This is a genomic window from Streptomyces sp. NPDC018031 (genome assembly GCF_044327625.1).
In the GTDB taxonomy this organism is placed as follows: Bacteria; Actinomycetota; Actinomycetes; order Streptomycetales; family Streptomycetaceae; genus Streptomyces.
Map to the genome: position 1 here is coordinate 181463 of NZ_JBIRFT010000014.1, position 24620 is coordinate 206082.

18 protein-coding genes are annotated in these 24620 nt (G+C 72.8%); 8 read left to right on the plus strand and 10 right to left on the minus strand.

The window, feature by feature from the left end; all coding sequences use genetic code 11:
- Positions 1 to 45: 45 nt before the first annotated feature.
- Together ACH4B3_RS26435 and ACH4B3_RS26440 are read right to left on the minus strand one after the other, a co-directional pair.
- Positions 46 to 732: an HAD family hydrolase gene (locus tag ACH4B3_RS26435; protein WP_398466769.1), complete on the minus strand. Its 687-nt coding sequence runs from the start codon at positions 730 to 732 to the stop codon at positions 46 to 48.
- A 144-nt stretch (positions 733 to 876) separates the two neighbouring features.
- Positions 877 to 1383, minus strand: a complete 507-nt coding sequence (locus tag ACH4B3_RS26440; protein WP_398466771.1) for a DUF6912 family protein — start codon at positions 1381 to 1383, stop codon at positions 877 to 879.
- A gap of 1530 nt (positions 1384 to 2913) precedes the next feature.
- Between ACH4B3_RS26440 and ACH4B3_RS26445 the strand changes: the two genes are divergently transcribed.
- Positions 2914 to 3288, plus strand: a complete 375-nt coding sequence (locus ACH4B3_RS26445) for an Rv3235 family protein (RefSeq protein ID WP_398466773.1) — start codon at positions 2914 to 2916, stop codon at positions 3286 to 3288.
- Between the two features lie 390 nt (positions 3289 to 3678).
- Here the strand turns inward: ACH4B3_RS26445 and secA are convergent, their stop codons facing one another.
- Positions 3679 to 6522 carry a preprotein translocase subunit SecA gene (secA, locus tag ACH4B3_RS26450; RefSeq protein ID WP_398466775.1) on the minus strand — a complete coding sequence of 948 codons (2844 nt, stop codon included), beginning with the start codon at positions 6520 to 6522 and terminating at the stop codon, positions 3679 to 3681.
- A 319-nt stretch (positions 6523 to 6841) separates the two neighbouring features.
- Here secA and ACH4B3_RS26455 point away from each other — a divergent pair, with 319 nt between their 5' ends.
- Both ACH4B3_RS26455 and ACH4B3_RS26460 read left to right on the plus strand, forming a co-directional pair.
- Positions 6842 to 7438, plus strand: coding sequence for a GNAT family N-acetyltransferase (locus ACH4B3_RS26455; protein ID WP_398466776.1), 597 nt, complete (start codon positions 6842 to 6844; stop codon positions 7436 to 7438).
- Positions 7439 to 7947: 509 nt separating this feature from the next.
- A complete protein-coding gene (locus ACH4B3_RS26460; RefSeq protein WP_398466778.1) occupies positions 7948 to 9141 on the plus strand; it encodes a winged helix-turn-helix domain-containing protein in 1194 nt (397 codons plus the stop codon).
- 86 nt (positions 9142 to 9227) lie between these two features.
- Here ACH4B3_RS26460 and ACH4B3_RS26465 read toward each other — a convergent pair whose 3' ends face one another.
- The 7 genes from ACH4B3_RS26465 to mtnA all read right to left on the minus strand — a co-directional run bounded on the left by ACH4B3_RS26465 (position 9228) and on the right by mtnA (position 18774).
- Positions 9228 to 9971, minus strand: a complete 744-nt coding sequence (locus tag ACH4B3_RS26465; RefSeq protein ID WP_398466780.1) for a response regulator — start codon at positions 9969 to 9971, stop codon at positions 9228 to 9230.
- Positions 9972 to 10192: 221 nt separating this feature from the next.
- Entirely contained in the window at positions 10193 to 10882 is a 690-nt protein-coding gene (gene hpf, locus ACH4B3_RS26470) for a ribosome hibernation-promoting factor, HPF/YfiA family (protein ID WP_398466782.1), read from the minus strand.
- Between the two features lie 307 nt (positions 10883 to 11189).
- Positions 11190 to 11930, minus strand: a complete 741-nt coding sequence (locus ACH4B3_RS26475) for a ComF family protein (RefSeq protein ID WP_398466784.1) — start codon at positions 11928 to 11930, stop codon at positions 11190 to 11192.
- Positions 11931 to 12563: 633 nt separating this feature from the next.
- Entirely contained in the window at positions 12564 to 14402 is a 1839-nt protein-coding gene (locus ACH4B3_RS26480) for an LpqB family beta-propeller domain-containing protein (protein ID WP_398466786.1), read from the minus strand.
- Positions 14392 to 16389, minus strand: coding sequence for an MtrAB system histidine kinase MtrB (mtrB, locus tag ACH4B3_RS26485; RefSeq protein ID WP_398466788.1), 1998 nt, complete (start codon positions 16387 to 16389; stop codon positions 14392 to 14394). Before mtrB ends, ACH4B3_RS26480 begins: the two co-directional genes overlap by 11 nt.
- 1 nt (position 16390) lies before the next feature.
- On the minus strand, positions 16391 to 17068 hold the full coding sequence (gene mtrA / locus ACH4B3_RS26490; RefSeq protein WP_197990047.1) for a two-component system response regulator MtrA: 678 nt from the start codon (positions 17066 to 17068) through the stop codon (positions 16391 to 16393).
- A 578-nt stretch (positions 17069 to 17646) separates the two neighbouring features.
- Positions 17647 to 18774 carry an S-methyl-5-thioribose-1-phosphate isomerase gene (gene mtnA, locus ACH4B3_RS26495; protein WP_398466791.1) on the minus strand — a complete coding sequence of 376 codons (1128 nt, stop codon included), beginning with the start codon at positions 18772 to 18774 and terminating at the stop codon, positions 17647 to 17649.
- Between the two features lie 144 nt (positions 18775 to 18918).
- Between mtnA and ACH4B3_RS26500 the strand changes: the two genes are divergently transcribed.
- Genes ACH4B3_RS26500 through ACH4B3_RS26520 form a run of 5 tightly spaced genes read left to right on the plus strand, consistent with a single transcriptional unit; the run spans position 18919 to position 24479 of the window.
- Complete coding sequence (locus tag ACH4B3_RS26500; protein WP_398466793.1) at positions 18919 to 20205, plus strand: hypothetical protein; 1287 nt, start codon at positions 18919 to 18921, stop codon at positions 20203 to 20205.
- A 4-nt stretch (positions 20206 to 20209) separates the two neighbouring features.
- Positions 20210 to 20902 carry a DUF4129 domain-containing protein gene (locus tag ACH4B3_RS26505; RefSeq protein WP_398466795.1) on the plus strand — a complete coding sequence of 231 codons (693 nt, stop codon included), beginning with the start codon at positions 20210 to 20212 and terminating at the stop codon, positions 20900 to 20902.
- Complete coding sequence (locus ACH4B3_RS26510) at positions 20902 to 22155, plus strand: DUF4350 domain-containing protein (protein ID WP_398466797.1); 1254 nt, start codon at positions 20902 to 20904, stop codon at positions 22153 to 22155. The genes ACH4B3_RS26505 and ACH4B3_RS26510 overlap by 1 nt, the downstream gene beginning before the upstream one ends.
- The gene (locus tag ACH4B3_RS26515) at positions 22152 to 23120 is read left to right on the plus strand and encodes an AAA family ATPase (protein WP_398466799.1); all 969 of its coding nucleotides are present in this window, start codon (positions 22152 to 22154) and stop codon (positions 23118 to 23120) included. The genes ACH4B3_RS26510 and ACH4B3_RS26515 overlap by 4 nt, the downstream gene beginning before the upstream one ends.
- Before the next feature lie 9 nt (positions 23121 to 23129).
- Entirely contained in the window at positions 23130 to 24479 is a 1350-nt protein-coding gene (locus ACH4B3_RS26520) for a DUF58 domain-containing protein (protein WP_398466801.1), read from the plus strand.
- Positions 24480 to 24620: the final 141 nt, after the last annotated feature.

A 24620-nucleotide genomic window follows, 5' to 3' on the forward strand; every position in this document is an offset into this window, starting at 1 on the left:
GGGTGTGTTACCGGACGGTAGGCGAGCCGTTCCGGACTCTGCCGCTCAATTCAAGCCATTCACCGGACGCTTACCCGCCAGAGTCCGTGCGAGTTCGGTCGCCTCCAGCAGGCTGTCCACCACCGGCACCCCGGCCGCCTCCAGGCTGGACCGGCTCTGCGAGCCGCCGGTGTAGAGCACGGCGTGCGCCCCCGCGGCCGCGGCGGCGGCCGCGTCGTCCACCGCGTCGCCGACGACCACCACCCGCTCCGGCGAGACCCCCTGCAGCGCGGTGAGGTGACGCACCATCTGCCGGGTCTTCCCGCTGTGCCCCTGGTCGGTCCGCCCGTCCACCCGCACGAAGTGCCGCTCGATGCCGTGCGTCCGCACCAGCGGAACCAGCCGCTCGTGCGGGGCCAGCGAACACAGCGACTGGGTGAGCCCCGCGGCCTGCCAGTCGGCGAGCAGTTCCCGGGCCCCGACCGCCAGCCCGACGCCCTCCGCCATCGCCCAGTAGTGCCGGTGGAAGGCCGCGTCCATGGCCGCCCACTCCGTGTCGGTGGGCATCCGGCCGAGCAGCCGCTCGTAGAAGAGCGGCACCGGTACGCAGTACAGCTCCCGGTAACGCTCCAGAGTGAGCGGCGCCAGTCCGATCTCCGCGAACGAGGCGTTGGTCGCCGACATCACCGCGTCGATGTCGTGCAGGAGGGTGCCGTTCCAGTCCCAGACGATGTGTGCCACATGCTTCCCCATCCGACGACGGTACCGGGAGGCACCGACACCCGTAATGGGAGGAACCGACCGCTGGACCGGCGGCTTCCGGGCGGGGCGGACCGGCCAACCGCCGTCACCACCACGGGCGTTGCACCACGCTCCGACGACGCCGGAGGGGCGCCGTCACCCGATGAGGTTGGGGATCTCCTGTGTCGCGTACCACATCAGCTCGTGGTCCTCGGCCCCGTCCACCACGAACTGCGCGTCGTCGTCACCCAGGTCGGCGGCGCCCAGCGCGTCGGCGGCCGCGGCGACGTCCTCCTCCGCGTCCCGGGAGTCGATGTGCACGGCGGCGGCCTTGGCCAGCGGTACCGCGGAGCCGATCCGCACTTCACCCAGGGCGGAGTGGTCCAGGCCCCGGTCCGGGTCGGCCACCGCCGCCCCGTCGGCGACGTCGAGGGCGACGACCACCCGCCGCCGCGCGGCCTGCGGATCGACGGCGAGCCGGCGCAGGGACGCCTGGGCGGCCCGGCTGAGCGCCGCGTACTCCAGCTCCTCGATGTCGTCGGAGACGTACCACTCACGCAGCGCCGGCGTCACCGCGTAGGCGTCCAGCGGGGCCGGGCCCAGCTCGCCCGCCTGGTACGCCTCGGCGAGCCCGGAGAGGGTCAGGGGGACGTAGACGCGCATGGCTGCCGCTTTCGTGAAGGCCCTTCGAGGGTGACGGGCGGTTCGGACACCCCGCCAGCATACGGGCGCCGGTGCGCGTTCGGGCCGGCCGATCCCGGCACGCCCTGAGCGGCCCTGGCTCCGGTGCCGGTTACCGGCACCGCCACGCCGACCGGCGGCGACGACCGGACACACCCGGCGCCGGGCACCGGGACGGCCGGGGCGTCGCCCGGCAGCGGGGCTTGCCGCGCACCCGGACTCGCGCGGACTCACACCGCCCGCGGCACACCCCTGATAGGTGAACCGGATCGAGTGCGCGGCCCGCCCCGAAGCCGCCTTGCAGGTGCCGGGAACCCGCCGATAGAAGATCCCCACGCAAGTTACCAACGAGTACGCACGGAGCTCCGGCCCCGTGCGCGGGGGGCGATGCAGATGAGCGGAAGCACGGCCACGGGGAGCACCGGAACCACCGCCGCGAGGCCCGGGCACGGCCCGGCGGCGATCGCCGCGCCGAACGCCCGGGCCGGCGCCACCACGGGCACCACCGGCGCGGCGGCACCGGCGGGTTCCGCGACCGCCACCACCGCGGCCACCCCACGGGCTTCGGGGGCCACCCCGCCCAGGCCGAGGAGCGGCGGCACACCGTACCCACCGGCCGGCGCCGCGACCGGCCCGCGACCGGCGGGCACACCGGGCCCGCGAGATCCACGACCGGCCCACCTCACGGCCGTTCGGCGGCCCGCCACCCCGGACGCGGGACCGCCCGGCCCTCGCCCGGCCGGCCCCAGGACGACGGACCGGGGAACGGCGGGCGCGGCAACCGCGGACCGGGGAACGGCCGTGGGCTGGGTCACGGCGGGCGGGGCAACCGCGGACCGGGGGACCACCGTGGGCCGGGTCACGGCGGGCCCGGCAACCGAGGGCCGGGGGACGGCCGAGGGCCGGGGGACGGCCGCGGACCGGGGGACGACGGCTGGGCGGCAAACGACGGCTGGTCGGGGAGCGACGGCTGTGCGGGAAACGACCGCGGACCAGGGACCGACGGTGGATCAGGGGACGAACATGGACCAGGAGACGACCGCGGACCGGGGAACCCCCGCGGATCAATGGACGACCGCGGGCGGGGAGACGACCGGCGCGGATCAGTGGACGACGGCCGGCCGGGAGACGACCGCCGAGTGGACGGCCGCGGATCGGGGGACGACCGGCGCGGATCAGTGGACGACGGCGGGCCGGGAGACGACCGCGGGTCAGTGGACGACGGCGGGTCGGAGTCCGTCCGGATCCGGCACGGCGGGCACCGGCCGGGCCGTGCGGGCCCCGGGACCGGCCGGAACGGCCGGAACGGGCGGAACGGGCAGCGGACGCGTCCCGGCCCAGGGCGGTCCCCGCGCACGCCGCGGCGGCACCCGGCCTCCGGGCACCGCCCGCTCATTCGGCGGCACCACCCGCCCCCAGGCGCCCGGCCGGTCCGCTGGGCCGGGACGACCGGCCAACCGGAGCGACGGGCGTCGGCCGGGACCGCCGCACCCGGTGTCGCGGGCGGCGGCCGTGGCCGCCCGCCGCCAGGTCCGCGAGACCCAGCCCCGCTACTGGTTCGCCCACCGGCTGCTGTTGACCCTCAGCGGCCGGTGCCCGGTCCACACCCTGCTCGGCCACGCCCTTCCGCAGGCGTACGACCAGCTGGTGGAGCTGGCCCCGCTGGCGCCGCTGCGGCCACGCCAGGCCGGTGCCGAGGCGCCGTACGTCGCGCGCTGCGACGAACGCCACCCCCGGCAGGACGTCATCGAGGCGTTCGCGCGGATCGCCTTCGACGACCGGCTGGCGGCCTTCGCCTTCCGGCTGGAGCGCGGGGGCGACGACCGGTGGCGGTGCGCCGCCATCGACCTCGGGCCGGCGGGCCGGCCGGAGCCCCACGGCGCCTGACAGGGCGCCCCGGCCGGCGGTCCGCTGCGCCGCGCCGCGCCCCGACGCACACCCCCACGTATCGACGAGCCGGAGCACCGGCGGGCCGGAACACCGACGGGCGGCCGGGATACCGACGGGCACACGGCCGAGCACCGAACACCGACCGGCACGACACCCAGCGCGCCGAACACCGACCGCCACGACACCGACCGCCGAACACCGACGGGCACGACGCCGAGCGCGCCGAACACCGACGGGCCGAGGTGCCGACGGGCAGAGGTACCGACGCGCCGGGGTACCGACGGACGAGAACCGGCAGTGAAAGCCGACGGGCCGGGGTACCGCGGCTCCCGCCGCCGTACCCCGGCCCGTCACGCCACCTCGGGTGGCCCCGTCATCTCCCCGCGATCACTTCTTGCGGCGGCGTCCGCCCTTGCCCGCCTTGCGGCGCTCGGCGCGGGTCAGGCCGTCGGACTCCGAGGCGCGCGGGGCCGGCGGCTGGTCGGTGGTGGCGAAGTCGCCCTCGACCACACCGCCCTCGCCGTCCACCGTCGGCGCGGAGAAGTGCAGCCGGTCCGGACGCTGCGGGGCCTCCAGGCCCTTGGCACGGATCTCCGGGCGCTGACCGCCCGCCGGGGCACCGGCCGGCACCGGGGCCTTGCCCTCCTTCTCCAGCGGCACGGCCTTCTCGGCCTCCGCCACCGGAACCTCCTCGACCTGCTGCTCCACCTGGACCTCCAGGTTGAACAGGTAGCCGACGGACTCCTCCTTGATGCCGTCCATCATGGCGGTGAACATGTCGAAGCCCTCGCGCTGGTACTCGACCAGGGGGTCCTTCTGGGCCATGGCCCGCAGACCGATGCCCTCCTGGAGGTAGTCCATCTCGTAGAGGTGCTCACGCCACTTGCGGTCCAGCACCGACAGCACCACGCGGCGCTCCAGCTCGCGCATGATCTCCGAGCCGAGCTGCTCCTCGCGGGCGTCGTACTGCTTGTGGACGTCCTCCTTGATGGCCTCGGCGATGAACTCCGCGGTGATGCCCTCGCGGTCGCCGGCCGCCTCCTCCAGCTCGTCGACGGTCACCTGCACCGGGTAGAGCTGCTTGAACGCGCTCCACAGGCGGTCCAGGTCCCACTCCTCGGCGAAGCCCTCGACCGTCTCGGCCTGGATGTAGGCGTCGATGGTGTCGTCCATGAAGTGACGCACCTGCTCGTGCAGGTCCTCGCCCTCCAGGACCCGGCGCCGCTCGCCGTAGATGACCTCGCGCTGCCGGTTGAGCACCTCGTCGTACTTCAGGACGTTCTTACGGGTCTCGAAGTTCTGCTGCTCGACCTGCGACTGGGCGGAGGCGATGGCCCGGGTGACCATCTTGTTCTCGATCGGCACATCGTCCGGGACGTTCGCCATCGCCATCACGCGCTCGACCATCTGCGCCTTGAACAGCCGCATCAGGTCATCGCCCAGCGAGAGGTAGAACCGGGACTCGCCCGGGTCGCCCTGACGGCCGGAACGACCGCGCAGCTGGTTGTCGATACGGCGCGACTCATGGCGCTCGGTGCCCAGCACGTACAGTCCGCCGAGGTCCTTGACCTCCTCGAACTCGGCCTTCACCGCGGCCTCGGCACGCTCCAGGGCGGCGGGCAGCGCGGCCGCCCACTCCTCGACGTGCTCCACCGGGTCCAGGCCCTTGGCCCGCAGCTCGGACTCGGCGATCTCGTCCGGGTTGCCGCCGAGCTTGATGTCCGTACCACGGCCGGCCATGTTGGTGGCCACGGTCACCGCGCCCCGGCGGCCCGCCTGGGCGACGATCTGCGCCTCGCGCTCGTGGTGCTTGGCGTTGAGCACCTCGTGCCGGACACCGCGCTTGTTCAGCTGCTGCGAGAGGTACTCGGACTTCTCGACCGAGGTGGTACCGACCAGGACCGGCTGGCCCTTCTCGTGCTTCTCGACGATGTCCTCGACGACCGCGTCGAACTTGGCGACCTCGGTGCGGTAGATCAGGTCCGACTGGTCCATCCGGACCATCGGCCGGTTGGTCGGGATCGGCACGACGCCCAGCTTGTAGATCTGGTGGAACTCCGCCGCCTCGGTCATGGCGGTACCGGTCATGCCGGAGAGCTTGTCGTAGAGGCGGAAGAAGTTCTGCAGGGTGATCGTGGCGAGGGTCTGGTTCTCGTCCTTGATCTCCACCCCCTCCTTCGCCTCGATCGCCTGGTGCATGCCCTCGTTGTAGCGGCGACCGGCGAGGATACGGCCGGTGTGCTCGTCGACGATCATGACCTCGCCGTCGATGACGACGTAGTCCTTGTCCTTCTTGAACAGTTCCTTCGCCTTGATGGCGTTGTTCAGATAACCGACGAGCGGCGTGTTCACCGACTCGTAGAGGTTGTCGATGCCCAGCCAGTCCTCGACCTTGCCGACGCCGCTCTCGTGGATGCCGACGGTGCGCTTCTTCTCGTCGACCTCGTAGTCGCCGGTCTCCTCCAGGCCCTTCTGCGGGTTCGCCGCCTCGCCCCGCTTCAGCCGGGTGACCAGCTTGGCGAAGTCCCCGTACCACTTGGTCGCCTGGTCGGCGGGGCCGGAGATGATCAGCGGCGTACGGGCCTCGTCGACGAGGATGGAGTCCACCTCGTCGACGATGGCGAAGTTGTGGCCCCGCTGCACCAGTTCGTCCTTCGACCACGCCATGTTGTCGCGCAGGTAGTCGAAGCCGAACTCGTTGTTGGTCCCGTAGGTGATGTCGCAGGCGTACTGCTCGCGGCGCTGCGCGGGCGTCATGTTCGCCAGGATGCAACCGACCGAGAGGCCGAGGAACTTGTGGACCCGGCCCATCATCTCGGAGTCGCGCTCGGCCAGGTAGTCGTTGACCGTGATCAGGTGGACGCCCTTGCCGGACAGCGCGTTGAGGTAGGCGGGCAGGGTGCCGACCAGGGTCTTGCCCTCGCCGGTCTTCATCTCGGCCACGTAGCCCAGGTGCAGCGCCGCGCCACCCATCAGCTGCACGTCGTAGTGACGCTGGCCCAGCACCCGCTTGGCGGCCTCCCGGACCGTCGCGAACGCCTCGGGCATCAGGTCGTCGAGGCTCTCACCGTCCGCGTACCGCTGCTTGTACTCCTCGGTGAGCTCGCGCAGGCCGGCGTCGGAGTAGGCCGCGATCTCGTCTTCGATGGAATTGACCTGGTCCGCGATGCGGTGCAGCTTACGCAGGATCTTGCCTTCGCCTGCACGCATGATCTTGTTGAGGACGGACACTTAGGCTGGCTCCTTGCCGGTCGGGCGTGGCACGGTCGGGTGCGCTGGCGCGGCATTATCGAGCGGCGCTGGCCCCGCCGCAACGGCCATCGTAAGACAGGACCCCGCCACGCCGGGAGGTCCGCCCGCACGAAGACCGGGTGTCGCCTTCACCTCTCCAACGCGCCGGACGGCGCCAAGGTGCCCGATCACCGGCCCGCGGGGGCCTCCGGCCCAGGGGCCGAGCACGCCGCCGGGCCGGTGATCACGGAGCGATCCGGCCAGGTCACCCGCTGGAAAAGGGCTCGCAGCCGGACACCGCAAGGCGGAGACTTCCGGTATGGAACCCGTCACCCTCACCACCGACCGACTGGTACTGCGCCCCTTCCAGCCGTCCGACGCGCCGGCCGTACACGCCGCCTGCCAGGACCCCGAAATCCCCCGCTGGACCAGAGTTCCCTCTCCGTACACGCCGGAACACGCGGCGGATTTCGTCGGACGGCTGAGCCCGGAGGGGTGGCGCGACGGCACCGGTTACGACCTGGCGGTCACCACCCGGGACGGCGGGCTGCTGGTCGGCGCCGTGGGGCTGGTGCGGCTGACCGGGCTGGACACCGACGAACGCCAGGCCGAGCTGGGCTACTGGACGGTCAAGGAGCACCGCGGCCGCGGCTACACCGCCGAGGCCGCCCGTGCCCTGGCCGTGTGGGCCTTCACCGAGCTGGGCGTGGAGCGGCTGGAGTGGCTCGCCGAGACCGGGAACGTCGGCTCCCGGGCCGTCGCGCTCAAGGTCGGCTTCCGGATGGAGGGGACGCTGCGCGCCCGCATCCCGCACGCCGGCACCCGCCGCGACTCCTGGATCGGCTCGCTGCTCCCCTCCGACCTGGGGCTGCCGTCGGTCACCCCCTACCTCCCGGCACCCACGACGGAGGGATGACAGCCACCCGGTCCTGACGCGCGGCCCACGGCCCGGCACGGTGCACGGCCGGGCCGGCGCGGCCCGGCACGGACGCCGTGCCCGGGGCGGTACGGGACGCCGTGCCCGGGACGGTACGGCACACCGTGCCCGGGGGCAGTGCGGGAGCCCGTAACCGGCAGCGGCAGCTCGTGCCCGGCGCGGGAGCCGGTACCCGGCGCGGGAGCGCGTACCCCGGGGCGGCGCGGCACTGCGGCCCCGGCGTGGCCGATCCGGCACGGCCCTCCCGGCGCCCGGCCACCTCTCGCCGGCGGGCCGTCTCCGTGCCGTCGCCGTCTCCGTGCCGTCGCCGTCACCTTGCCGTCGCCGTCACCGGGGTGTCGCCGCTATCGAGGCAATGCCGTCACCGGGATGTCTCCATGACCGTCGGCATCGCCGTCACCGGGGGTTCGCTGCCCGCGCCCGGGGGCGGCGCCGCCCAGTGCCCCGGGGGCGGCGTCGCTGTCAGTGGTGACCTCTACGGTGTCCCCATGACGAGTCCTGCCGCCGCACCGGCACCCGCACCGCAGCTGTCCCTGTCCTCGGACGAGGCCCGCCGGATCGCGCTCCGCGCCCAGGGCCTGCTGGGCGCCCCGGACCGCCAGGGCGGGGTGCGCGGGGTGCTGCGGCACCTGGGCGCGGTGCAGCTGGACACCATCTCGGTGCTCGCCCGCTCGCACGAGCTGGTGCCCTACGCGCGTCTGGGGGCGGTGGGCCGCACCACGGTGGAGGACGCCTACTGGTCCGGCACCGACGCGTCCGGGCCGTCCGGCTTCGAGTACTGGTCGCACGCGGCCTGTGTGCTGCCCATCGAGGAGTGGCCGCACTTCGCGTTCCGGCGGCGCGCCTACCGCGCCCGCCCGCAGTGGTACCACGAACTGGCAGACGGCGCGTACGACGCGGTGATCGCCCAGCTGCGCGACCGGGGGCCGCTGACCGCCACCGAGCTGGGCGGCGCCAAGAACGGCGGGCCCTGGTGGGACTGGTCCGAGGCGAAGGTCGCCGTCGAACGTGCCCTGATGCACGGCGAGGTGGTGTGCACCCAGCGGCGCAGCTGGAAGCGGGTGTACGACCTGGCCGAGCGCGCGGTGCCGCAGGCGCTGCTCCACGACGATCTGGACGACGCCGAGTGCCTGCGCCGGCTGGTGCGGCTGGCCGGGCGGTCGCTCGGCGTCGCCACCCGTGCCGATCTGGCGGACTACCACCGGCTCAAGAACGAGCAGGTGGACAGCGTGATCGAGGACTCCGGGCTGGTCCCGGTCGAGGTGGCGGGCTGGGGGAAGCCGGCCTGGGCCGACCCCGAGGCGCTGGCCGCCACCGACCGCGGACGGCACCGCACCACCCTGCTGTCGCCCTTCGACTCGCTCATATGGGACCGGGCCCGCACCGAACGGATCTTCGGCTTCACCCACCGGCTGGAGGCGTACGTGCCGCGGGCGAAGCGGGTCTACGGGTACTTCGCCATGCCCCTGCTGTCCGGCGGGCGGCTGCTGGGCCGGGTCGACCCGGCCCGGGAGGGCAGGACGCTGGTGGCACGGCAGGTGTCGCTGGAGACCCCGAAGGCCGTACGGCCGATGGCCTCGGCACTGCGGGAGGCCGCGGAGTGGGTGGGGTGCGACTCGGTACGCGTCGAGCGCGTCGACCAGCCGGAGCTCGCCGCCGCACTCACCGCCGCGCTCGACTGACGGCGGGCGCCGCGGACGCCCTGCGCCGGACGCCGGGGGGAGCGTACGGAGCGGGGCCGCGCGGCGCCGCCGCCGGGCCCGAGGGGTCAGCGGATCTCGAGGATCTTCTCGCGCATCGCGTACACCACGGCTTCCATCCGGGAGTGCAGCTGCAGCTTCTCCAGGATGTTGCGCACGTGGTTCTTCACCGTGTTCTCGCTGATGAACAGTTCCTTGGCGATGTCCCGGTTGTTCATCCCGGTGGCGACCAGCTTGAGCACCTCCAGCTCCCGGTCGGTGAGCCGGGGCGCGGGCACCAGCCGGCGCTCGTCGGTGCGCTGGATCATGGATTTGAACTCGGTGAGCAGCTTGGACGCCATCGAGGGGCTGATCTGGGACTGGCCGTCGGCCACCGCCCGGATCGCGGTGGACACCTCGTCGGTGGAGATCTCCTTGAGCAGATAGCCCGTCGCACCCGCCTTGATCGCGTCGTAGAGGTCGGCCTCCTCGTCGCTGATCGTCAGCATGATGATCTTGGCGCTGGGAGCGACCTCCTTGATGGCGGTGCACGCCTCGATACCGCCCCGCTTGGGCATCCGGACGTCCATCAGCACGATGTCGGGGAGCAGGTCGGCCGCCTTGTCCACGGCTTCCGCACCGTCCCCGGCCTCTCCGACGACCTGGATGTCCTCCTCCTGGGCCAGCACGATCTCCAGCCCGCGCCGGAAGAGGGCGTGGTCGTCCACCACCAGCACCCTGATCGGCTCCTTGCGTGACCCGCCCCCGTCCGTGCCGGCGCCGATGCTGTGATCGTCGTCCTCGCCGGCAACGGGCCCGAAGCTGTCCGCCATCGTTCCTCCCCCTGAAGGCCATGGCCCTGCTGTCTGCACACCGCTGTGCGACGTCAACCGGTCCGGTCCGTGCGCCGGTTGCGCTCTCAGCCATGATTTCATGCCTGGGCGGCGGGGTGGTGCTTCCGCGTCGGGCACACCGGTGCCCCGGGGGCGCACAGTCGCCCCGGGGCACCAACGTCACATCGGTCGCACGCCGGTCGTGGACCGGTAGCTGCCGGTCAGCCGCCGAGCGAGCCGCCGGCTCCGCCGGCCTCCTCGCCGACGAACTCCTCGGGCTCCAAATGGATGACGCCGTAGTCGTAACCGTGACGGCGGTAGACGACGCTCGGCCGCTTGGAGTCGGAGTCGACGAACAGATAGAAGTCGTGCCCGACCAGTTCCATCTCGTACAGCGCCTGGTCGAGCGTCATCGGGGACGCCGCGTGGGTCTTCTCCCGGACCACCAGCGGCCCCTCGCCCTGGACCTCCAGGGGGCCCATCCTGGTGGTGGGCACGGTCTCCGGGGCAGGCTCCGCGGCCGCGTGACCGTTGCCGTTGATGCGGGCCGCCTCCGGCACCGCGAGCGCCACGTCACTCGCCGGGATGCGGCCGTTGCCGCGCCGCGTGTGGCGCTTGTCGTGCTGCTTGCGCAGGCGCGCCTCCAACTTGCCCGCTGCCAGGTCCAGCGCCGCGTAGGGGTCCGCGGCAGCTGCCTCAGCCCTGATCACCGGTCCGCGGGAGCGAAGGGTGATCTCGACCCGGTCGGAGCGGTCGGCCTGCCGCGGGTTGTGCTCCTTGGACACCTCGACGTCCAGGCTGATCACCTTGCCGTCGAGCTTCTGGATCTTGTCCAGCTTCAGCTTCTCGGCCACGTGCTTACGGAACCGCTCGGGCACCTCGGTCTTGCGGCCCTTGACGACGATGTCCACGCAGAACTCCGTTCCCGGGGCGCCCCGTCGAAGAGAGGCGGAGCGCAACCCTTGCTGCACCAGGCCCCGGGGATCTCCGGAGCCCCCGACTTGGCGGCTTTCACCTCCTCCTCCCCCAGGAGTCACGTCTCCATTCGCTTTTTTCAATCTTCGGGATCAGAAGCAGGAAAACGCGCCAAGGGAACTTATGAGGCATACCCCTGGCATCCCTCACCACTGAACATAGCCCGCCGTACGTGAAGTCGGCACCCCCTACCGGCCCGTACCTCCACTCGGCTCTCAGTCACCTCGTATCACCTGCAACGATTTATGTCCTATTGGAGTTCCGGTTCCATGCGAACGCAACCGGTGAAGCGGCCACCACAGCGCCTCCCGCCACCGCCCCGTCGGCCGCCCGCACCGCCCGCGCCGCCTCCGCCATGGAGGCCCCCGTGGTCAGCAGGTCGTCCACGACGACCACCCGCCCCCGGCCGAGCATCCGCTCCCCGCCCGGCACCACCTCCAGCGCCCCGCTGAGGTTCACCAGCCGCTGCCGGGCGCCGAGCCCGGCCTGGTCGGCGACGGCACGCCGGTGCCGCAGCACCGGCATGACCGCGGCGGCCAGTCCGCCCCGCCGCAGCCGCCGGGCCGCGGCCAGGGCGATACGGCGGGCGGGGTCGTGCCCCCGGGACGCCACTGCCCGGCGCACCGACGGCACCGGCACCAGCAGCGACGGCACCGCCCCGCGCGCCGGGTGCCCTCCGCTGCCCCTCAGCGGCGGCCGGACGGCGAGCACCGCCCTCGCCAGCGCCTCACCCAGCGGCTCCGCCAGCCGCAGCCCGCCCCGCTCCTTGTGCCCGAGCAGTACCGCCCGGGCCGCGTCCTCGTACTCCACCGCCGCGTACACCGCCGGCAGCCCCGGCGGCGCCGGACTCAGCCGCACCCGCCGGGCCCGGTGACCGGACAGCGCCGCCCGGCAGTCCTCGCACAGCATGGTCCGGGCCCGGCCGCACCCCGCGCAGCCGACCGGCATCACCAGACCGGTGATCTCCTGCCACCACCCCCGCATGGCTCCCACTGTCCCCCGGCGGCCGACGAGCCGCCACCCCTGTGGAAAACGCCCTGTGGAAAACGGCCCGGGCGCCCCCTGCCCGAGCGCGGGCCCGGTCCCACGGCCTGCGACCGAGGCAGGCGGACCGAGGCAGGCGGGCACGGCGAGCAGCGGCGCGGACCACCGCAGGGGCGCACCGGCGGGCCGCCACGAGGAGCACACCGGACGCGGCCGGCAGGCAGCGGCCGAGCCGCGAGGCAGCGCGGCCACCCCGGAGGCGCACCGGCGCGGCAGCGGAACGGCGGGCGAGCAGCAGAGGCAGCCATCGAGACCCACCGGCGCGCAACCGAGGCCGCCGGGCGGACCGGCGGAGGCGGCAGGTCGCCGGCAGGTGGAAGCCGGGCAGGCCGCAGGACGGCGGGCAGCGCACCGGCGCAAGCGGCCCGACGTGGCAGGCCGCAGCCGCAGGCGAGGGCAGCAGGGCGGACGGTGCGGGTGACCAGAGCCCGGGCAGGCGGCAAGCCTGGCACCAGGGGCGCAGGTCCGCGCAGCAGAGGCCGCCGGACCTGCCAGGCAGAACAACGCCGCGAGGCGCGGCGGCCCGGCGGGGCGCGGCGAATGACGCAGCAGCGCCCCACCGGGCCGCCGGGCTCAGCCCGGGTAGACCGGCGCCGTGCCGTCCTTGGCCACGGTCTTCCAGTCACCGTTGGGCGGCAGGCGCACGATGCCGTCCATCGACTTGGCGAGCAGCGGCCGGGTCGGGTCCTCCGAGGCGGCCAGCGTGTCGGCCCCGGTCGGGGAGGACGGCGCGGGCACGTCGGCGCGCGAGCCGTCCGTCTCCACGTACTGGAGTTGCTGCACGCCCTGCGACTCGCGGCCGGCCACCACCAGCCTGCTGCCGCCGGCCCAGGACACGGCGTCCACGTCCTCCAGGTTCGGTGCGATCGGGCGGAGCCCCTCGACCGACAGCTCCAGCTCCCCCGCCGACTCGCCGCGCTCGATCCTGCCCAGCAGCAGCGTCGTGTGGCCGTCGCGCCGCACCAGCAGCGCGATCCGCATACCGTCCGCCGACACCCGCAGCGCCTCGATGCGGCCACCGTCCAGGTCCGGCACCTGGACCTCCTCCGGCTCACCGATACCGTCCCGCAGCCGCAGCAGCCGCGACCGGTCGCGGTCCCGGTCAGCCACCCACAGGCCGCCCAGGCCGTCCCAGCTCGGCACCGACAGGCCGTCGCCCGCCCGAGTGGCCTGGCTGCGCAGCCGGACCTCGCCGCGCTCCGCCCCCTCGGTCAGTTCCGCCACGTACAGCGAACGCCCGTTGAGCGACACGCCGGCGGCGAGCCGCTCGTCACGGGCCACCGCGACCGACCCCAACTGGGCGTCGTTCTCGCCGAACGGGCCGGGGACCGGCTGCGCCTTGTCGTCGTGGTCCGCCAGCCGCACCATCCGGTGCGCCTGGTCGACGAAGTACTGGCGGCCACGGCTGCCGTTCTCGGGGGTGTACCCCAGCGCGGCATCGTGCGAGAGGGTGCACAGCTCGGAGCCGTTCGAACGCTCCAGACGCACCCCGCTGAGCCGGCTCGTGGCCTGGTCCTGCACGGTGAACAGCACCTGCGCGGCCATCTGCCGGCAGCGTGAGCCGTCCACCCCGGACGCCTGGCCGCTCAGCCGCACCTGCAGCTCGTTCGAGTCGTCCAGGTGCAGCTTCTTCGCGTCGCGCAGCGCCGTGCCCTCGGGGAAGGCGGTGCTGACGACCGGGTCGAGCCAGCTCGTCGGACCGTCCAGCAGCGCCTTCACGCTGGTGGTGACCGGGTCTATGCGCTGGCGCAGGTACACCGGATCGGCGACCAGGACGGCGTCGTCGATCCGCGACGCGCCGGCATCGGGCCCCAGCTGCGCGAAGTAGTACTTGTTGACCGACTGGTAGAGGCGCTGGAAATCCGCCTCCGTGATGATCAGGCCGGGCGGCGGACCGTCGATGCGCCACTCCGACTTGGAGCGCGACACATGGATCCACTTCTTGAACGGCTTCTCCGCCGGGGTGTACGCGTGGTGCGCGTCCACCTTGCCCAGCTGGGTGCCGGTGACCTCCACCGTCATGCCCTCGCCGTCCCGGTCCCGGGTCACCTTCAGCTCCGGGGCGTCGGCCAGCACCGTCATCGAGGCGAACGGGTCCCACTCCTGCGCCGCCGCCGGCGACAGGTACTCCTTGGCGGTGGCGAAGTTCTCCTCGTCACTGGTGGTCGCCTCCAGGAAGCCGGACACCAGCCCGACCGGCTGCTCGTTCTTGGCCGGACTCACCCCGTAGACCTGGACCTGGGAGTCGTCCTCGCTGCGCGGCGACGAATCGACGCGGGTGACGTCCCCGCTGTCGGGCATCGCCGCACAGCCGGCCAGCACCATCGCGCCGCACGCCAGCACCGCGGGGCCGGCCAGGCGGCGGCGGAGCGCCGAGCGACGGGGACGGTTGCGGTCGCGGTCAGCGCCCACGGGGACGACCCTCCGATCCGGTGTCGGTGGTGGTGGAACGGATGACCCTCCCGGGCCCCTCGCCGGGCCGCGGGGCGGAGCCGGTCACCGCCTTGGGCGAACCGCCCGGCGGGAGCGCCGGACGCACCTGGGCGGGCAGTGCGGTGGCGCGTCGCGCCCCGGAACCGCCCTGGCCGCCGGTGCCGCGGTTGCGGCGGGAATCCTCGGGCTCCAGGGGTATCGGGGAGGTGCGCAGCGCGTCACCTGCCGTCCGCGGCAGCGTCAGCCGGAACTGGGAGCCGCCGCCGGGCTCGCCCCACGCCTGGAGCCAGCCGCCGTGCAGCCGGGCGTCCTCCTCGGCGATCGACAGCCCCAGACCGGTGCCGCCGGTGGTACGCGCCCGCGCCGGGTCCGCACGCCAGAAGCGGTTGAAGACCCGGGTGGCCTCCCCCGGCTTGAGCCCCACACCGTAGTCCCGCACCGCCACCGCGACGGCGCTGTGCGAGGCGGCGAGCCGCACCACCACGTCCCGGCCCTCGCCGTGCTCCACTGCGTTGACCACGAGGTTCCGCAGCACCCGCTCCACCCGGCGGGAGTCCGCTTCCGCGACCACCGGGTACTCGGCGCCGCGCACCAGGAGCCGGCTGCCCTTGCGCTCGGCGAGCGGTTCCGCGCCGTCGACCACCCGGTTGACCACGTCGCGCAGGTCGATCGGCTCGGCCTCCAGCGCCGCCGCGCCCGCGTCGAACCGGCTGATCTCCAGCAGGTCGGCGAGGAGCGACTCGAAACGGTCCAGCTGGCCGATGAGAAGCTCTGCGGAGCGGGCGGTGACCGGGTCGAAATCCTCCCGGGCCTCGTGGATGACGTCCGCCGCCATCCGCACCGTGGTCAGCGGGGTGCGCAGCTCGTGGGAGACGTCCGACACGAAGCGGCGCTGCATCCGGGACAGCTCCTCCATCTGCTGGATCTTGCCCTGGAGGTTCTGCGCCATCTTGTTGAAGGACTCCCCGAGACGGGCGATGTCGTCCTCGCCGGTGACCTTCATCCGCTCCTGCAGGAGTCCCGCGGCGAGCCGCTCGGAGATCCCCGCCGCCATCCGCACCGGCGTGACCACCTGCCGCACCACGACCCAGGCGATGGCGCCCAGCAGCACCACGACGAACACCCCGGCCGTGGCGAGCGTGCCCGTCACCAGGCTGAGTGACTTCTCCTCCTGGGTGAACGGGAAGAGGTAGTAGAGCTGGTACGGCCTGCCCTCGTTGTCGTCCACCAGGGTCCCGATGACCAGGGCGGACTCTTTCTCGTCGCCGTTCTTGTGGACGATCGTCGAGTACTGCTCGAACACCTCGCCGCGCTTGGTCACCTGCTCCCGGATCCCCATGGGGACGCTCTCCGGGAGGATGTCCCCGGAGACCCTGGGGCCGCGGTTGGCGACGGACGGATCGTCGCCGCCGGCCGCGCCGGCGCTGAGCGCGACCACCGAGTACGAGCCCTTGCCACCGCTCGCCAGCTGGTGGACCAGGTTGTTCAGCCAGGTGGCCGCGTCCTCGGTGTCCTGGCCGCCGGCCCCGGCCTCGTCCTGGCGACGGGCGTCGGCCGCGTCGGCCATCTGCTCGGCCACGTCGAAACCGCCCGCGGCCTGCGCCTGCGCGGCGTGCCGCTTGGCGTCCAGCAGACCGTTCCGCACCTGCCCGATGACGACCAGCCCGAGCAGCAGGACGACACCCAGGGACATCAGCAGGGTGGTGGCCACCACGCGCAGCTGGATGTTGCGCCGCCACAGGCGCAGCGCGGGCGTCAGCGGACGCCGCACCCAGCGGCCGAACATGCGGATCAGCGGATGCGCGGGCCCTCCGGTCGCGCCGTCGGGCAGCAGGTGGCCGCCGCTCCACAGGCGCCGGAAGAGCGGAATGTCACCCGTGGGGTCGACCGGGCGTCCCTGGGGTGTGCTCTCCGCCGCACTGCCGCCCGGGGCGCCGGGCTGCGGAGCGGGGCCGTTCCCTGACATGTCAGCTCGGCCCGGCCTTGTAGCCCACACCGCGCACGGTCACCACGATCTCCGGGCGCTCCGGGTCCTTCTCGACCTTGGAGCGCAGCCGCTGCACATGCACGTTGACCAGCCTGGTGTCCGCCGCGTGCCGGTAGCCCCACACCTGCTCCAGGAGCACCTCGCGGGTGAAGACCTGCCACGGCTTGCGGGCCAGTGCCACCAGCAGGTCGAACTCCAGCGGGGTCAGGGCGATGGACTGGCCGTCCCGCTTCACCGAGTGGCCGGCCACGTCGATGACGAGGTCCCCGATGGTCAGCTGCTCGGGTGCCGGCTCCTCCGACCGCCGCAGCCGCGCCCGGATCCGGGCGACCAGCTCCTTGGGCTTGAACGGCTTGACGATGTAGTCGTCGGCCCCGGACTCCAGACCCACCACGACGTCGACCGTGTCGCTCTTGGCGGTGAGCATGACGATCGGCACCCCGGACTCGGCCCGGATCAGACGGCACACCTCGATGCCGTCCCGTCCCGGCAGCATCAGGTCGAGCAGCACCAGATCGGGCTTGGCCTCGCGGAAGGCGGCGAGAGCCTTGTCCCCGTCCGACACGAACGACGGTTCAAAGCCTTCGCCGCGCAGCACGATGCCGAGCATCTCTGCCAGTGCGGTGTCGTCGTCGACGACAAGGACGCGTCCCTTCATATCGACATCATCCCATTTTCGCATCCGATCCATAGACGAGGGTGATCCAGCTCACGATTGAGGACACATTGTTCGCTGATGTCTGCCTCTGTCCCTGGGTGGCTTCCCACCGATCCGGCCCACCGCCGGTCCGGCCACTGGCTCCGTTCTGTCCATCACACCGTCGCCCGACGCACCCGGCCCCTCGAAAGGGCGGGGCGGAACCCCGCTGCGGCACACTCCGGTGATCGACGGCAGCCCAGATGATAGGGGTCACCCGCCCCGGCCGCGGGCCCCCGGCCACTCCTCGGACACCACCACTCCCAGGCCGGCCGCAGCAGGGACCACCGCCGCCCTCACCATCGGGCGGACCGACCGAGCGAGTTCGACCGGCGCGAGACCCTCCCGGCCACAAGCCCGACCGACCGGCCGGCCGGCACCAGACCGACCAGGCGAGACCGACCGGCCGGGCGAGGCAGACCGACCCGGCGAGACCAGATCGACCGGCGAGGCCAGACCGGCCGGGTGCGACCCGCCGAACCGGGTCACGGGCACCCTGGGGGCGGCCACACCGGCCGCCCCGGGGCACTCGCCATCGGCTACTGCGCGCAGAGCTCCCGCAGCCCGCCACCGGTCACCGGCGACAGCACGCCCCGCTCGGTGACGATCGCCGTGACCAGCTCCGGCGGAACGACGTCGAAGGCCGGGTTGTACGCCTGGGTTCCCAGCGCCGCCAGGAGGATCCCACCGCCCGCCTCCGCCACGGCCGTCTGCCCCTGCGGCGCGCCGATCTCCGTGACCTCGTGTCCCGGCCGCTGCTCGATCTCGATCGAGGAGCCCTCAGCGGTGGCCAGGTCCACCGTGCTCGTCGGAGCGACGACGATGAACGGCACATGGTGGTAGCGGGCGAGCACGGCCAGTGGATAGCTGCCCACCTTGTTGGCCACGGCGCCGTCCGCGGCTATCCGGTCGGCGCCTATCAGCACCGCGTCCACCTCACCGGCGGCGAACAGCGAGCCGGCCGCGTTGTCCGACAGCAGGGTGTAGGACATTCCGGCCCGCGCCGCCTCGTAGGTGGTCAGTCGCGCACCCTGCAGCAGCGGACGCGTCTCGTCCACCCACAGCCGGCGCAGCCGACCGTTCCGGTGCGTGGCGGCAGCCACCGCGAACGCGGTGCCCTCACCACCGGAGACCAGTGCGCCGGTGTTGCAGTGGGTGAGAAGCCGGTAGCCCCCCGCGGGCAGCAGCTCCGCGAGCAGGGCCCGGCCGTGCTCGGCCATCAGGGCGCTGGCCTCCGCGTCCTCCCGGTGCAGCGCACGGGCCTCGGTGAGCGCCGCCGACGCCGCGCCGGCGACGTCCGCGCCGTTCTTGACCGCGTCGTGGTACGCGGCCAGTGCCCGGCGGACGCCGTACCCCAGATTGACCGCGGTGGGCCGGGCCTGGGCCAGGGATTCCGCCGCCTGGTCCACGTCGAAGCCACGCGCAGCGGCCAGCGCCACACCGTAGGCGCCCGCCAGGCCGAGCAGCGGGGCGCCGCGGACGGCCAGCGTACGGATGGCCTCCACCAGCACCGGGACATCCGTACAGACGAGCTCGACTTCATGTGCCGGAAGCCTGGTCTGGTCGAGAAGCACCAGTACCGGGCCTTCCGGCGGTTCCTCCCAGCGGAGCGCACGGACAGGGGTCGGGGCGGCGTCTTCCGGAATCACCGTCTGCGGGTCAGCCATTCGCCCAGTCTGCCCGGTGGAGCACCGACAATTGAAGAGGATGCCCCACGCCCTCGACCCGCCACGAACGACCGTGCCCCATGACACGATGGCAGCCAACCGGCCACTTTCGCCCCGGCGGCGAGGCACCGAGAAGGAGCGACGATGAACGACTCTCCGGGCTGGGCACCGCCCGGATCCTCCGCTGCCGACGAGCCGGAGGGGCGCAGCGGCGATTCGCCCGGCGCCGCCGACCGGCCCGTACCCCCGGAAGAACCCGCACCCCCGCAGCCGGTCTGGGGAGCGAACTGGGCCCAGCGCCAGCCGCCCGCCGGACGCTGGACCGCCCCCGGCGGCGCCGGCCCGGGATTCCCCGCATCGAACGGCCCCGGCCGGGACGGCGACTGGCGGACCGCAGCCTGGGCTCCCGCGGTCTCGGCCGCCAAGCCCGGGGTGATCCCGCTGCGCCCGCTGGGCATAGGCGAGATTCTCGACGGGGCGGTCTCCACGATGCGTGCGCACTGGCGCACCGTCCTGAGCATCTCGCTGGCCGTGGCGGTGGTGACGCAGATCCTGGTGACCACGGCGACGGGCCTGTGGTTCCAGGACACCTCCGGACTGGAGGACCTGGAGAACAACGGGAACGCGACGGCCGAGGAAACCCTCGACGCCATCGGCGGCAGCCTGGCCACCACCGGGGTCACCGGGTTGATCGGAGTCCTGGGGACCGTCGTCGCCACCGCGCTGCTCACGGTCGTCGCCGGCCGTGCGGTCCTCGGCCGGACCCTCACGGTGAGCGAGGCCTGGCACAGTGCCCGGCCGCAGCTGCCCCGGCTGTGCGGACTGCTCCTTCTGCTGCCGCTGATCGTCGTGGGCGCCGTCCTGGCCGGCGCCGCCCCCGGCGTGCTGCTGGCCCTGACCGGAGCGGAGAGCGGCGGCTCGGCACTGGCCCTGCTGGGCGGCTTCGCCGGACTCGGGGCCGCGATCTGGCTGTGGATCCGTTTCAGCCTCTCCGCACCCGCCCTGATGCTCGAGAAGGCCTCCGTGGCCACCGCCATGCGCCGCTCGGCCAAGCTGGTCCGCGGCGCCTGGTGGCGAGTGTTCGGCGTGCAGTTGCTGGCCCTCGTCATCGTGCTGGTCGTGGGAGCGATCATCGAGATCCCGGCCAGCATGGTCGCCATGGCGCTCGGCGGGGACAGCGCGACGGACTGGCTGTCCGGCGACGACACCTCGGTCGGCTGGACCTTTCTCGTCGTGATCGGCATCGGGGGCGTGCTGAGCACGACGATCACCCTCCCGATCACCGCCGGGGTCACCGCGCTCCTCTACATGGACCAGCGGATCCGCCGGGAAGCCCTCGACCTGGAGCTCGCCCGCGCGGCGGGCGCCGAGAGCCGGCGCCCGCAGGGGCCCGCACCGAGCAGCGCCCCCGGCCCGGCGCCCGAGGGCTGACCGGATGGCCGCGCCGGGCAGCACCAGCACGGGGGTCGTGCTCGCGCTGCCCGGCGCGGACGGGATTCCCCTCACGGACCCGCGCGTGCCCGCGCGGGAGGCGGCGGAGCGGGAACTCTCCGACCAGCGGTACCAGGAACAGGAGCCCTCCCTCCCCCAGCGGGTGTTCGACGAGGTCTGGGACGGGATGAACGACCTCCTCGACGCCGCTTCCGGCGCAGCCCCCGGCGGGGCCGTCGGGCTGGCAACCATCGTGCTGTTCCTCGCACTGGCCGCCACCGCACTGCGACTCAGGCTGGGACCACTGCGCCGCGCCCCCGAGCGGGGCGCGCCGGCCTTTGCGGCCGGGCCACCGCTCAGCGCCGCGGAACACCGGACAGCCGCCCAACGGCACGCCGACGCCGGGCGCTGGAACGCGGCCTGCCAGGAACGCGTGCGTGCGGTCATCCGGGCCCTGGAGGAACACGGCCTGCTCGAACCCAGCCCCGGACGCACGGCCGGCGAGGCCGCCACCCAGGCCGGTGCCGCTCTCCCCGGCGTCGCCGAACGCCTCCACGCCGCGGCGCGGTCCTTCGAAGCCGTCCGGTACGGCGGCCACCAGGCGAACGAGCGGACATACACCCGGCTCACCGCCCTCGACCAGGACCTCCGGAACGCCTTACCGACGTTCACCACAAGCCGGAGCGGAAGCCGCTGATGGGCACCGCTCAGGTGATCCGCCCCACCGGCCGGTCCGCGCACCGGCAGTGGTGGGCACACGCCCGCGGCCCGCTGATCGTCCTGACCGCGCTGCTCGCCGTCGGGCTGCTGTTCGCCCTGGTCCGGTCCGGAGAACGGCAGGGACGACTCGACCCGCGCTCCAGCGACCGCAACGGCAGCCGGGCCGTCGCCGAGCTGCTCAAGGACCGGGGAGTCGGTGTACGGGCCGTCACCACGACCCGGGACGCCGCCGCCGGAGCTCAGCCGGACACCACCCTGCTCGTCACCGATCCGGAGCTGCTGACCGACGGTCAGCACCAGCTGCTCCACACGGCCTACGCGGCCTCCGGCGCCCGGGTCGTACTTCTCGCCCCGGGGGACGACTCCCTGGCCATCTGGGCTCCCGGAGTCGAGCCGAAGAGCACCTCGAACGTGGCGACACGCCGGCCGGACTGCACACTGCCCGCGGCCCGCCGAGCCGGAGCCGCCGACCTCGGCGGCATCCGGTACTCCGCATCCGTGCCGCACACCCAGGGCTGCTACCCGAGCCGCGGACTGCCCACCCTGCTGCGGATGCGCACGGCGACGGACGGCCCGGACGGCGACACCGTGCTGCTCGGCGCGCCTGACTTGCTCTTCAACCATCGCCTCGACGAGCAGGGCAATGCCTCGCTCGCCCTGCAGGTGCTCGGATCCCGTACACATCTCCTCTGGTACCTCCCCTCCTTGGACGATCCCGCCGCCGACGCCGGCGACGAGAGCCTGGTCGAACTGATTCCAGCCGGGTGGCGGTGGGGCGCGCTGCAGCTCACCCTCGCCGCCGCGCTCGCCGCCCTGTGGCGAGCGCGGCGACTCGGACCACTGATCACCGAGCCGCTACCGGTCTCGGTCAGCGCCTCCGAGACCGTGGAGGGCCATGGGCGGCTCTACCACCGGGCCGGCGCGCGTCCACAAGCGGCCTTCGCACTGCGTTCCGCAGCACGTACCCGGCTTGCCGGGCTCACCGGCGTCCCCCACGGCCATCGGGACGACCCTGCCGTTCTCCCGTCAGCCGTGCTGCCCCGCCTGGCCTCTGACGTGTGGTCTCCGGACCACGTACTCCATCTCCTTTTCGGGCCCGCTCCGCGCGACGATGCGGAGCTCATCCGTCTCGCTGACGATCTGGACGCCCTCATCGAGCAGATCGCCCCCGGTCCTACGCCGCGTCACGGCACGCCACCGCCATCGAGAGACAAGGACGACACCTCGTGAGCGCCCCTCCGACCGCTGACAACGCCCGCGCCCCTTTGGAAGCCCTCCGTGCCGAGATCGCCAAGGCGGTGGTCGGCCAGGACTCGGTGATCACCGGCTTGGTGGTCGCCCTCCTGTGCCGAGGACATGTCCTCCTCGAAGGCGTCCCCGGCGTCGCAAAGACACTGATCGTGCGTGCCCTCGCCGCCTCGCTCCAACTGGAGACCCGTCGGGTCCAGTTCACTCCGGACCTGATGCCCAGCGATGTGACCGGATCGCTCGTCTACGATGCCCGCTCCGCGGAGTTCGTCTTTCAGCCCGGTCCGGTGTTCACCAATCTCCTGCTCGCCGACGAGATCAACCGCACGCCGCCGAAGACCCAGGCGTCCCTACTGGAGGCCATGGAGGAACGCCAGGTCTCGGTGGACGGGACTCCGCATCCGCTGCCCGTCCCGTTTCTGGTAGCCGCGACGCAGAATCCCATCGAATACGAAGGCACCTATCCGCTGCCCGAGGCCCAACTGGACCGGTTCCTACTCAAGCTGACGGTCTCCCTGCCCGGTCGGCGGGACGAGATCGACGTCGTCACCCGGCATGCCGCCGGTTTCGATCCGCATGACCTCACCGCGGTGGGGCTTCGCCCCGTGGCCGGCCTGACGGAACTGGATGCGGCGCGGACGTCCGTGTCCCGCACAACCGTCTCCGCGGAAGTGACCGGCTATGTCGTCGATATCTGTCGTGCCACGCGTGATTCCCCCTCGGTCGTCCTCGGCGCCTCTCCCCGAGCCGCCACCGCTCTGCTCGCCGCCGCACGTGCCTGGGCCTGGCTCACGGGCCGTGACTACGTCACACCTGACGACGTGAAAGCTCTCGCATTGCCGACTCTGCGTCACCGGCTACAGCTGAGACCGGAAGCCGAGATGGAGGGCGTCACCACGGATGCGGTGATCAGCTCACTCCTTCTCCACGTTCCTGTCCCCCGCTGAGGTGCCCTCATGTCCATCACAGGACGCGTTCCCCTGCTCGCGGCACTGGGCGCCTTGGCCGTCGGTCTCCTGCTCCCCAGCTTGACCGGCGTCCTCGCCGTAAATCTCCTGCTTCTCCTCGCAATTGTGTGCGACCTACTCCTCGCCGCGCCAGTGCGCGAGCTCCTCTTCACCCGATCTGGTGACACAACCGTTCGAGTCGGTGAAGAAGCCCTGGTGGATGTCGTCGTCATCAACCGCGGCAGCCGCCCGCTGCGATCCCGGATCCGTGACGCCTGGCCTCCCAGCGCCCTCCCCGACGGTGGTGAACGTCACGGGAACGAGCCGTCGTCAGACGCCGACCAAGCGGTGCTTACGCCCCGTCAGGTGCTGACCGTCCCGCCCCGCGGGCGGAGAGCATTCACCACTCGCTTGCGACCGAGCCGTCGGGGCGATCACCATGCCGGGCCCCTGATCGTCCGGTCCTTCGGGCCGCTGGGGCTCGCCGCCCGGCAGGGCCGGCACCACGTCGGCTGGACCGTGCGAGCGCTGCCGCCTTTCGCCGGACGTCGGCACCTGCCCGCGAAGCTTGCTCGTCTCCGGGGGTTGGACGGGCGGACGACCATGCTCGGCCGAGGTCAGGGCACCGAGTTCGACAGTCTGCGGTCCTATCTGCCCGGCGACGACACCCGCTCCATCGACTGGCGTGCCACGGCACGGCTCACCGATGTCGCCGTCCGCGTCTGGCGCCCGGAACGGGATCGCCAGTTGCTCATCGTCCTGGACACCGGGCGAACAGCCGCGGCGCGGGTCGGTGACGCGCCGCGGCTCGACGCCTTCATGGACGCCGCGCTCCTCCTGGCCTCGCTCGCCGTTCGAGCCGGCGACCGGGTGGATCTCATGGCGTACGACAGGGAGGTTCGGGCGCTGGTTCGCGGGCACCATGCGCGGGATGCGCTGCCGACGCTCATCAACGCACTGGCACCGCTGGAGGCAGCACTGGTGGAGACGGATGCCCGTGGGCTGGCGATGGCGGCCCTGAAGAACGCCTTGCCGGGGACTCTCATCGTGCTGCTGACGAGTCTCGACGCCCCAGCGCTGGAAGAGGGCCTGCTGCCCGTGCTGCCTCTGGTCACCCATAGGCGCGGGGTCCTCCTCGCTGCCGTATCGGATCCCCGGGTGGACGTCATGGCCGAGTCGCGCGGCGACGCCGCCGCGGTGTACGAAGCGGCGGCGGCCCTGGGCGCCCAATCGGAGCGGCAAGCCATGACCGAGCAGCTGCGGCGCCATGGTGTGACCGTCGTGGACGCGCCACCCGCGGCGATCGGCCCGGCGGTGGCCGACGCCTATCTCACCATGAAGCGGACGGGCCGGCTATGACCATCACGGGCGGATTGGTCTCTGAACGCAGTGAAGCCCTGCCAGAAACCTCCGAAGAGGCTCCCGACAGGGCTTCACACAAAAATTGTTCGGCGGCGTCCTACTCTCCCACAGGGTCCCCCCTGCAGTACCATCGGCGCT

Bases quoted from the DNA above. Each gene is read 5' to 3' on its own strand.
- ACH4B3_RS26440 (WP_398466771.1), bottom strand. From the start codon at position 1,383: ATGCGCGTCTACGTCCCCCTGACCCTCTCCGGGCTCGCCGAGGCGTAC.
- ACH4B3_RS26455 (WP_398466776.1), top strand. From the start codon at position 6,842: ATGGAACCCGTCACCCTCACCACCGACCGACTGGTACTGCGCCCCTTC.
- ACH4B3_RS26500 (WP_398466793.1), top strand. From the start codon at position 18,919: ATGAACGACTCTCCGGGCTGGGCACCGCCCGGATCCTCCGCTGCCGAC.
- mtnA (WP_398466791.1), bottom strand. From the start codon at position 18,774: ATGGCTGACCCGCAGACGGTGATTCCGGAAGACGCCGCCCCGACCCCT.
- ACH4B3_RS26435 (WP_398466769.1), bottom strand. From the start codon at position 732: ATGGGGAAGCATGTGGCACACATCGTCTGGGACTGGAACGGCACCCTC.
- ACH4B3_RS26465 (WP_398466780.1), bottom strand. From the start codon at position 9,971: ATGGCGGACAGCTTCGGGCCCGTTGCCGGCGAGGACGACGATCACAGC.
- ACH4B3_RS26460 (WP_398466778.1), top strand. From the start codon at position 7,948: ATGACGAGTCCTGCCGCCGCACCGGCACCCGCACCGCAGCTGTCCCTG.
- ACH4B3_RS26520 (WP_398466801.1), top strand. From the start codon at position 23,130: ATGTCCATCACAGGACGCGTTCCCCTGCTCGCGGCACTGGGCGCCTTG.
- ACH4B3_RS26505 (WP_398466795.1), top strand. From the start codon at position 20,210: ATGGCCGCGCCGGGCAGCACCAGCACGGGGGTCGTGCTCGCGCTGCCC.
- mtrA (WP_197990047.1), bottom strand. From the start codon at position 17,068: ATGAAGGGACGCGTCCTTGTCGTCGACGACGACACCGCACTGGCAGAG.
- ACH4B3_RS26510 (WP_398466797.1), top strand. From the start codon at position 20,902: ATGGGCACCGCTCAGGTGATCCGCCCCACCGGCCGGTCCGCGCACCGG.
- mtrB (WP_398466788.1), bottom strand. From the start codon at position 16,389: ATGTCAGGGAACGGCCCCGCTCCGCAGCCCGGCGCCCCGGGCGGCAGT.
- ACH4B3_RS26475 (WP_398466784.1), bottom strand. From the start codon at position 11,930: ATGCGGGGGTGGTGGCAGGAGATCACCGGTCTGGTGATGCCGGTCGGC.